Origin of the sequence: Kitasatospora sp. NPDC056783 (assembly GCF_042789895.1) — a bacterium.
In the GTDB taxonomy this organism is placed as follows: domain Bacteria; phylum Actinomycetota; class Actinomycetes; order Streptomycetales; family Streptomycetaceae; genus Kitasatospora.
Genome location: NZ_JBHUAF010000386.1, coordinates 1 through 8,298, shown reverse-complemented (window position 1 = coordinate 8,298; position 8,298 = coordinate 1). Strand labels below are relative to the sequence as shown.

Annotated in this window: 7 protein-coding genes and 1 pseudogene; 7 read left to right on the top strand and 1 reads right to left on the bottom strand. The window is 70.7% G+C overall.

The annotated features are described in order from the left end of the window. Window positions 1–23: 23 nt before the first annotated feature. Complete coding sequence (locus ACFRMQ_RS34435; RefSeq protein WP_380734712.1) at window positions 24–569, bottom strand: ATP/GTP-binding protein; 546 nt, start codon at window positions 567–569, stop codon at window positions 24–26. Window positions 570–916: 347 nt separating this feature from the next. Here ACFRMQ_RS34435 and ACFRMQ_RS34430 point away from each other — a divergent pair, with 347 nt between their 5' ends. From ACFRMQ_RS34430 to ACFRMQ_RS34400, 7 genes and pseudogenes are all read left to right on the top strand, one after another. Continuing rightward, on the top strand, window positions 917–1,243 hold the full coding sequence (locus tag ACFRMQ_RS34430; protein ID WP_380734711.1) for a MazG-like family protein: 327 nt from the start codon (window positions 917–919) through the stop codon (window positions 1,241–1,243). A gap of 177 nt (window positions 1,244–1,420) precedes the next feature. Further along, window positions 1,421–1,735: pseudogene (locus tag ACFRMQ_RS34425) on the top strand (ABC transporter); the annotation flags it as partial. Further along, a complete protein-coding gene (locus ACFRMQ_RS34420) occupies window positions 1,732–3,072 on the top strand; it encodes an NUDIX domain-containing protein (RefSeq protein ID WP_380734710.1) in 1,341 nt (446 codons plus the stop codon). The pseudogene ACFRMQ_RS34425 and the gene ACFRMQ_RS34420, both read left to right, overlap by 4 nt. Before the next feature lie 1,052 nt (window positions 3,073–4,124). Beyond that, window positions 4,125–5,234, top strand: coding sequence for a hypothetical protein (locus tag ACFRMQ_RS34415; RefSeq protein ID WP_380734709.1), 1,110 nt, complete (start codon window positions 4,125–4,127; stop codon window positions 5,232–5,234). Between the two features lie 162 nt (window positions 5,235–5,396). After that, entirely contained in the window at window positions 5,397–5,783 is a 387-nt protein-coding gene (locus tag ACFRMQ_RS34410) for a hypothetical protein (protein WP_380734708.1), read from the top strand. 363 nt (window positions 5,784–6,146) lie between these two features. Beyond that, a complete protein-coding gene (locus ACFRMQ_RS34405) occupies window positions 6,147–6,533 on the top strand; it encodes a hypothetical protein (RefSeq protein ID WP_380734707.1) in 387 nt (128 codons plus the stop codon). Further along, the gene (locus ACFRMQ_RS34400) at window positions 6,530–8,185 is read left to right on the top strand and encodes a hypothetical protein (protein ID WP_380734706.1); all 1,656 of its coding nucleotides are present in this window, start codon (window positions 6,530–6,532) and stop codon (window positions 8,183–8,185) included. Before ACFRMQ_RS34405 ends, ACFRMQ_RS34400 begins: the two co-directional genes overlap by 4 nt. Window positions 8,186–8,298: the final 113 nt, after the last annotated feature.

The window sequence follows — 8,298 nt, the reverse complement described above, 5'->3', positions numbered from 1 at the left end:
GGTGATCGCCGTGGGAAGGGCGGTCACGGCCGGTCGATGACCTTGAGGGCCTGCTCGGCGACCCCGGCGGGGGTGAGGTGGGTGGTGTCGATGACCTCCGCGTCGTCGGCGAGCCACAGCCGGTGCGCCTCGACGTAGGAGTCGAGCTTCTGGCGGCGAAAGGCGCGGACCTTCTCGCTGCGCTCCGCCTCGCCGGGGTACTCCACGCAGGCCTCGATGCGCTCGGCGATGGTGGCCGGGTCGGCGTGCAGGAGCAGGTGGTGCAGGGTGACGCCGGTGTCGCGGATCGCGGTGTGGATCTCCGTGGCGTAGTCCTGGCTCAGCACGGACATCGGGACCAGCAGCGGAAGGCCGTCGTTCTCGACGTGGCCGTGGATCGCGAACTGGGCGACCAGCGGGCGCCAGGCGGGGAAGTCCTGGAAGTCCCGGCGTTTGCCGGGAAACGTCTCGCGCAGCGTGTAGCCGACCTTCTCGGGGTCGAAGGCGACCGCGCCGGGCAGGGCTTCCAGCAGGGTGGCGGTCAGGGTGGTCTTGCCGCCGCCGAACGGTCGGTTGATCCAGACGATCACGTTGGTCTTCCTCCTGTTGCGTGGGTGGTTGTTGGGCCAACCGTGTGAGGCGGTCGGGGGTTGCGACGCCGCGCCGCTGCCAGGGTCGCACCGTGCGGGCGGTACGGACACCCGCGGTGCTGGTGGAGGGCCGGATGGGACCGGTGGGCGTGCATGGTTCGGAGCCGGTCGAGCTCGGGGAGCAGGCGGTGGCCGGCGAAGGACCCGACCTTGTGGTGAGCAGCCGACCTGAATCGAAAACGTGCTCTTCGTGGTCTTCGACCCGGGCTCGCCGAGAACCGCCGAGAACCGCCGGGAACCTCCCGGCGCTTGGATGCGAAATCGAACAGGGAGCAGGATCAACCCCCATGGAAGAGCTGCCGCAAGTCGCCAACTACGTTGCTAATAAGCTGAATTCGCACTTCAATGGCACCCCCGAACAGCGCCGGATCCTGCAAGCTCTCAAGGTCCAGGAGGAGGCCGGCGAACTCGCCCAGGCCGTCATCGGAGCCTTGGGCGTCAACCCGAACAAGGGCCACTCCCACACCTGGGACCACGTGCGCGCCGAGGCGTGCGACACCGCCCTCACCGCACTCGTCCTGCTCCACATGCTCGGCGGCGACCCCGAATGGTTCCTCACCGAGCACCTGCGCACCATCCGGGCCAAGGCCGAGGGCTGGGAGGCCACCGCTTGACCACAACCACCACCCCCGAGCCCGTCGCGGACGAACAGTCGGAGTTCCGGGGCGACCTGCGCCGCGTCGAGGTGACCCGGGCCATCACCGTCACCGCGATGGCCCGCCGCCTGCCCCAGGCCGCCGCCTGCCCCAGGCCGTCGCCCGCGCCTACGCCCTCACCTGGCGCATCGAACCGCGCTCCGCCGCCAGGCCGGGCTGCTGGTCATGGACGAACCGACCGCCGCGCTCGACCCCCGCGCGGAGCACCGGATCTTCACCGACCTACGCGAACTCGCCCACGACAAAGCCGTGGTGCTGGTGACGCACCAGCTCACCAACGTCGCCATCGCCGACCGGATCGTCGTCCTGGACCACGGCGAGGTCATCCAGTCCGGGACGTTCGAGGAACTGGTGGCCGACACCGGCGGCCGGTTCCGAGAGCTGTGGGACCTCCAGAACGACCGCACGGGCATCCCCGTGCAGCGCACCCCGGAAGAGGAGAACGCGTGATCTCGTACAAGCTGCTCGTCGAACAGGCCCTGGCCGAGGGCATCCGGAAGCTCGCGGCCGGAACCGTGGTGCGCGATCAACAGGGCCGCGTCCTGATGCTGCGCCGCAAGCAGGACGACGTGCTACCCGGTCTGTGGGACTACCCGGCCGGCGGACTGGACGACGGCGAGGACCCCAGGGACGGGGCGATCCGGGAACTGGCCGAGGAGACCGGCATCCACCGCACCGACATCGAGTACCTGCGCGCGCTGGACTTCGTCGACACCCGAGGCCGCCTGACCCGCCAGTTCGTCTTCACCCAAACCGTCCCGGACGAAACCGCGGTGACACTCTCCGAGCACGACGCCTTCGGCTGGTTCCACCCGGACGAACTGCCGGCGACCAGCGACGGCTACCGCGAGGTGATCACCTGGCTCACCCACCGCCTCGCCGCCGGATGGAAGCCCGCCGGCCACTACCTGGCTACGATCGACCGGCCGATGACGTGGGCCTGCTTCCTGGTCCGCGACCACGAGGGCCGCGTCCTCGGGATGCGCAACTCCGTGGACACCGAACGCTGGGACTGGCCCGGCGGGAACTCCGAGCCCGGCGAGTCCCCGTTCGACACCGCACTGCGCGAGGCCCGCGAGGAGACCGGCCTCGACCTGCTCGCCGAGAACCCCGACCCGGTCGGCCGGCAGCGGCTGATCGCCGTCATCCACCAGCAGGCCGACCACACCCGACCCGTGCCGTCGATCGGCTGGATCTTCGACGGCGGCACGCTCACCGAGGAGCAGCAGGCCCGCATCGTCCTCGACCCGGCCGAGCACTGCGAGCACCGCTTCGAGACGGACTACAACTGGCGCCACTTCATGACGCCCAAGGAATACCGGCAAGACCTCCAGGTACTGCGCGCCGCCCGCTCCGGCCGGGTGCTCTACATCGAGCGGCCGACCCCGGAACACCAGGACTTCGAGGGCGTCGTGGTGTTCGTCACCACCCCGGACGGCGAGCTGCTGGTGCACCACCGGGACGAGAAGGAGGGCATCGCCTGGCCGGGACACCGAACCCCGATCGGCGGGTGGCGTGAGCACGATGAAACGCCGCCCGAGACCGCGACCCGAGAGGTGTTCGAGGAAGCCGGGATCACCATCACGGACGTCCGAGAGCTGCCCGGCCCGCGCCACGAGCACGTCTCGCCGATGACCCGGGTCCTGCACGCGGTGTACACCGGCCCGAAGGACGCGATCCGGCTCGGCGACGAAGGCCAGGGCATCGCCTGGGTACCCTTCTCCGACATCGCCGCGCTCAAGACCCCGCCGTACGTCACCCACTACCTCGACCGGATCGGAGCTTGAACCGGGCTGCGCCCGTCTGCCTCCGGCGGACGACTGCGCCGCGCGCCGCTGGACACCTCCGTGCCGACTGCGGACATCATCGCGGCCACCCGTCGCCCGGCCCCGTCACCGTTCGCTGCCGGGGCCGGGGCCGGACGGGAACAGTGCGGTGCCCGACCCCGGTTCACGTTTGGGACGAGGCGCCGCGCGTGCCGGCTGACCGGCACCGCGAGGGCGGCCGGTCCGAACCTCAGCAGACCGACATCGAGCCCGTCAGGGCCGGAGACGCAGACAGCGTCGGCGATCCGGACGGCGCTGTTGATCAGAAGATCCCCACCTCCGTGCAGGACGGCCCCCTTCCGCCATGTCAGGCAACGGCTGGTGTTGCTCCGGTGCGCGGGAACGATCTCGGCGGCACATGCCGGGGCGCGGCGAGCAGGGTCTGGTACTGCTTGAGGCGCGCACGGTCGTTGACACCTGTAATTGCTGTAATTGCCCGAGGCGCTGTCCACCAGGATGATCCGGTCGAAGTCAGGTCGGGCCTGCGGGACGAGTTTCTGGAGAGGACGCTGCTGCCCGGGGAAGGCGATGGCCCCGAGTGCCGTGAAGAGGAAGAGGCTGTCGAACGAAGCGCCGCAGTCGTGTGGCAGCACACCGTGCTCGGACGGGCGTGAGGTGTGGGCGGCGGGTCGGGCAGGAGGCTGAGACCGGCGACGTCGGCGAGGGAATGTCACAACAACCACTAACTCGCTATCTGTTCTCAGAGGTGTGGGCCGGTGCCGTCCCGCTACCGAGGCAGGAACCGTGAGCCGTACCGAATACTTCGACGATCCAAAGGCTCAGAAGGCGCGGCCGGGCAGCAGTGGGCGTGACGGTAGAGCAGGTCGCCAGTGCCATTGGGCAGTGGATCGACCGATGAGTTCCGACACGGCGATCGCGTTGTTGGGTGAACACCGGCCGAGATGTGTTACACCAGGGGGCACCCGTGCAGGGCGAGGATCGGCATTCGCCTGGAGCGATTTTTTCATCGGTGCCGATATTCGGATATGTGGCTTGTCGTGTTGGAGGTAGCGATGCGACCACTGAAGTCAGCGGAGCAGGAGAATTTCATTCTCGGTGTTCCGCCAGCGAATGATCAGAGGATTTGTGAGCGGCTCGCTGAGGAGGATGCGGTCTCGGCCGGACTCGTAGGGGGATGGACGGCAGACGCCGGAACCGACGATCGGCCGGCGCGCGTGCAACCGGAACCCCGGGCGCACGCGGCCCCGGCGGTGGACATCCGGGCGGCGGCACGGACGGAGCAGTTGCCGCTGTGGGCCGAAGAGGGAACGGCTGAGCCGGTAGGTGCTCGGTCCGTGACGGACGGGGCCGGGCTGCCCGATCTGAAGGAGCAGCTTCGAGAAGTGCTGGAAGCCTGGAAGGAGATCGTGCCCGAGGGGCGCAGCACGGCCGACGACCTGCGACGGGCACTGGAAGCCGATGTCGAGGCGCTGCAAGTTCGGTGGCGGCAAGTCGCCGCGACGCCGAGTGGGACTGCGAGGACGGTCACCGCGCCGGCGGCAGTTGTGCCCGCTGCCCGGCAGGGCGCGGAGGCCGTCAACGCGGCTCTCCGTGATGTCGACCGATGCGACCCGGCCCTTCTCGACCTCGGGGAATGGCAGCAACTTCGGGCCGTCCGAGAGACCGTCGGCCGCCTGTGGCGAACCCTCACGGTGAGGGCAGGCGAGTTCGCCGGAGGGCTCCTCGCCGACCACCGTGTCTCCGAGTTCCTGCGCAATGTGTCCATCCACGCGTGCGAGACGATCGCCCGGCTCGCCCAGCTCGTCTCCGACAGGCTGCGCCGCGGCCAGGTCGCGCTGCCGAGCGCGGAGACTCTCCTGGCCCTCGGGGACGCGGCAGGCGCCTACAGCATGGTCGCCCGGCGTCAGGACGGTGTTCCTGCCGCCGAGGTGGGGCCGCCGTCCATCACGGTCGATGTTCCCGGGTTGCGGCGGATGGGGGAGGCGCTGCGGCGGCCGGGCCCGGCGTCCGCGCGCCCCGGGGGCGTCTCGGTGGGTGCGGCGACGGCCAGGTCCGCTCACCGTCCTCCGAAACGGCCGGCGGCCGTCGTGGGCGAGCAGCCCGCGCACCTGCGGCGTGGCGGATCGTCCGTCCAGGCCGGGCGCAAGCCCCGGCAGAAGTGACACGAAGCCATGGGTGAGCTGAGCAGATTCACACGTTCCGGTGAGTCGCCATGCCCGCGCGCCCGCGTTATCCACAGGTAGCCGGTCCGTTGCCCCCAACCATCCCGAACCGTGCTTGCCTGTCGCCGCACGGCCCCACAACCCCGACCGGAGGATCGAATCATGAACCTGAGCCCCGACCGGCAGGACCTCGAACAGGTCGCCGCCAGCACCATGGACAGGACAATCGCTGCCGCCTACGCGCTCGCGGAGCTGGCCGCCCGGGACGAACGCTACGACCACCTGGCTGCGCTCGCCGCTGCGGCCTACGCGACCGAGGCGACCATGTACCTTCCGCTGCCCGAAGCCGTTCCCGAGGACGGCGACGCCGGGGCTGACCTCAGCCTGGTCGGCCAGTTGAATGACCTCGCCGACGCACTCGACGAACTCGGCGAGCGCTCATCCGACCTCCGGCGGATTCGAGATCGCCACATGGCCGCGCTCCACATCCGGGATGCCGCTATTGCGTGGCGAAACGCTCTGATGGTCGGGCAGGGAGCAGCCGAATGACAGACGTCACCAGGGGTGAGTTCGTCGCCCTGGCGGTCCTCACCCTCGCCGACGCCGAGGGGTCGAGTACACCGGGCCAGCACGCGGCCCGTAGCGAGGCGTCGGCGGATGTTCTTCAGCCGCTCCACCGTTCGTCCGGCCGGTTCGGATCGCTCGCTCCTGGCCCACTCGGGCGCACCAGGCGCTGGGCGCCAGGCCGGGCAACCGGTGCTCGGTCCGATGCTCGCCTTTCGAACAGCCGCCGAGCGGGCCGCCCGGGCCGCGCAGGGCGGCGACGCGGGGGGCGGCAGTGATCCCGACCCGCCACGATCCGTGCCCGCCTGCCGCCGCACGGCCCCACAACCCCGACCGGAGGATCGAATCATGAACCTGAGCCCCGACCGGCAGGACCTCGAACAGGTCGCCGCCAGCCTGGTGGAGAGAACCATCGTCGTCGCACACAGGCTGGCGGAGCTGGCCGCTGAGGACGAGCGCTACGACGAGGCGGCCGCGACTATCGCCGCCGCCTGTGCCAACGAGGCGAGCACGTACCTACCGCTGCCTGAAGCCGTTCCCGAGAACGGTTATGACGAGGCCGACCTCACCCTGGTCAACGACTTGTGTGACCTCGCCGATGCTCTCGACGAACTCGGTCGCTGCTCGTCGGGCCTCCGGCGGATTCGGGATCGTCACATGGCCGCCCTCCGCATCCGGGACGCTTCCGTCGCGCTGCGCAACGCTCTGCCCGTCAAGGAGGGTGCGGCCGGATGACGGACCTCACGTGGGGTGACTTCACTGACCTGGCGGGATCCAGGATGGGGTACGCCCTGGCGGCCCTCACCCTCGCCGACGCGGAGGGGCCGAGTACACCGGGCCAACACGCGGCCCGTAGCGAGGCGTTGGCGGATGTTCTCCAGCTGCTCCACCGTTCGTCCGGCCGGTTCGGACCGCTCGCCCCCGACCCGCTCGGCATCGCCGAGGGTGACGTGGCCCGGTTGCACAGCAACATCGAGATCCTCGGGCGGTTCCTGCGCGACGAGGCCCTCCACGTCTGGCCTGAGCCCGACCCGGCAGCCGCGCACCTGGCCCAGGCCGCGCGTTTCCTGAGCCTCGCGGGGGACTTGCTGGCCAGCCACCACGGGCCGGACGGAGAGCCCCGCAGTCCCTACGCCGCGTACCTGGACAGCGCCGGGGTCGCACGCCACATGGTCGCCGAGACGGCCGAACTCGCCAGCACCGCAGGTCGCGTGGCCGTACGGATCGGCCAGCTGTGCCCTCCCGCCCGCCGGGTGGCCCACCGCCACGAGGTGGCCCACCGACTCGGGGAGCGTGCGATGCTGATCGAGCAGGCGGCGATCGGCATCCAGCGCCAGCTCCACTCGCCCCGCCCGTCTATGCCTGCTCCCGGCCTCACCCAGCTCCAGGCGGCGGCCACGACGGTGCCGCTCCCGGTCAGGCCGGGCGAGCCGCAGAAGGACGCACTCCGGGCGGTCGGCACAGGTCTGGATTGGCTCGCCGCCCACACGGCGCAGCAAGCGGCCCAGCGCCTGCCGGACGCCACTGTCGCCGAGCTGTCAGAGGCCGCCAACCACCATGCGGTAGCTCACATGCTCACCGCCCGATTGATCGAGCACACGCGGGATCTCCTCAGTTCTGATCCGGTCGCCCAGGGCGACCTCGGGGTGGCCGGTGGGGTTCTGCGCGCAGCGGCCCAGGCCTGGTATCAGGCCGCGAACAGCTGGAAGCAAGGACTCGGCAGCGCGCCCGCCGCCTCTCATCCCCGTCTCGTGCGCGAGGCCGAGTTCGCTGTGGTCCGGCTCGGCCGCACCCTCTTCTCCTCCGGCTGGACCCGACGAGACGGCGGGCAGCGGACCCCCAGGTCCGCGCGCGAGATCATCACCGTGCCCGGCGACGCGCCGCACCTGCTGGCCGCCGTGCACGCCGTACCCGCCGCCGGGCAGGTGATCGCCGAACACGTCCCCCGTATCGCCGCCACCCTGGTCCAGCGGGGCGTGCTCCTCAGCTCCGACCCGGCCCACAACCCGCGCGGCAGCACGCCGTCCGACCAGATCAAGGACGGCTGGACCAGGTGGTATCCGGCATCGGCAGAACAGATCAGCCACATCACGAGTGCCTACAACACGGCTCGTCAGGCATCTGCGGCAGCGCAGGTCGCCGTCGCCCGGGCGGCCGAGGCGGCCGGCCACCCGCTCGCCCGGGCCGTGCTGGAGGCCGACCGCCGGAACACGCTCGGCTTCACCGGTGACCCCGCCAGCGACACCCGGCGGGTGCAGGCCGCCGCCGCCCGTGCCCGCAGTGCGACGGCGGACCGCCGGCCGGACCCGGCGCGGCTGCCCGCGCACCGGGCATCCGAGCTGTCGAGAGAGGTCGGGGCGCTCCATCCGCGCAGGAAGAGCCGGTAACAGCCGCGATCAGACTCAGTCCTCCGTGGCGCACCAAGCGCTGGGCACCAGGCCGGGCAACCGGTGCTCGGTCCGGTGCTCGCCCTTGGTGCAGCCGCCGAACGGGCCGCCCG

Coding starts and splice junctions, on each gene's coding strand:
- ACFRMQ_RS34430 (WP_380734711.1), top strand. CDS start 917: ATGGAAGAGCTGCCGCAAGTCGCCAACTACGTTGCTAATAAGCTGAAT.
- ACFRMQ_RS34415 (WP_380734709.1), top strand. CDS start 4,125: ATGCGACCACTGAAGTCAGCGGAGCAGGAGAATTTCATTCTCGGTGTT.
- ACFRMQ_RS34410 (WP_380734708.1), top strand. CDS start 5,397: ATGAACCTGAGCCCCGACCGGCAGGACCTCGAACAGGTCGCCGCCAGC.
- ACFRMQ_RS34405 (WP_380734707.1), top strand. CDS start 6,147: ATGAACCTGAGCCCCGACCGGCAGGACCTCGAACAGGTCGCCGCCAGC.
- ACFRMQ_RS34400 (WP_380734706.1), top strand. CDS start 6,530: ATGACGGACCTCACGTGGGGTGACTTCACTGACCTGGCGGGATCCAGG.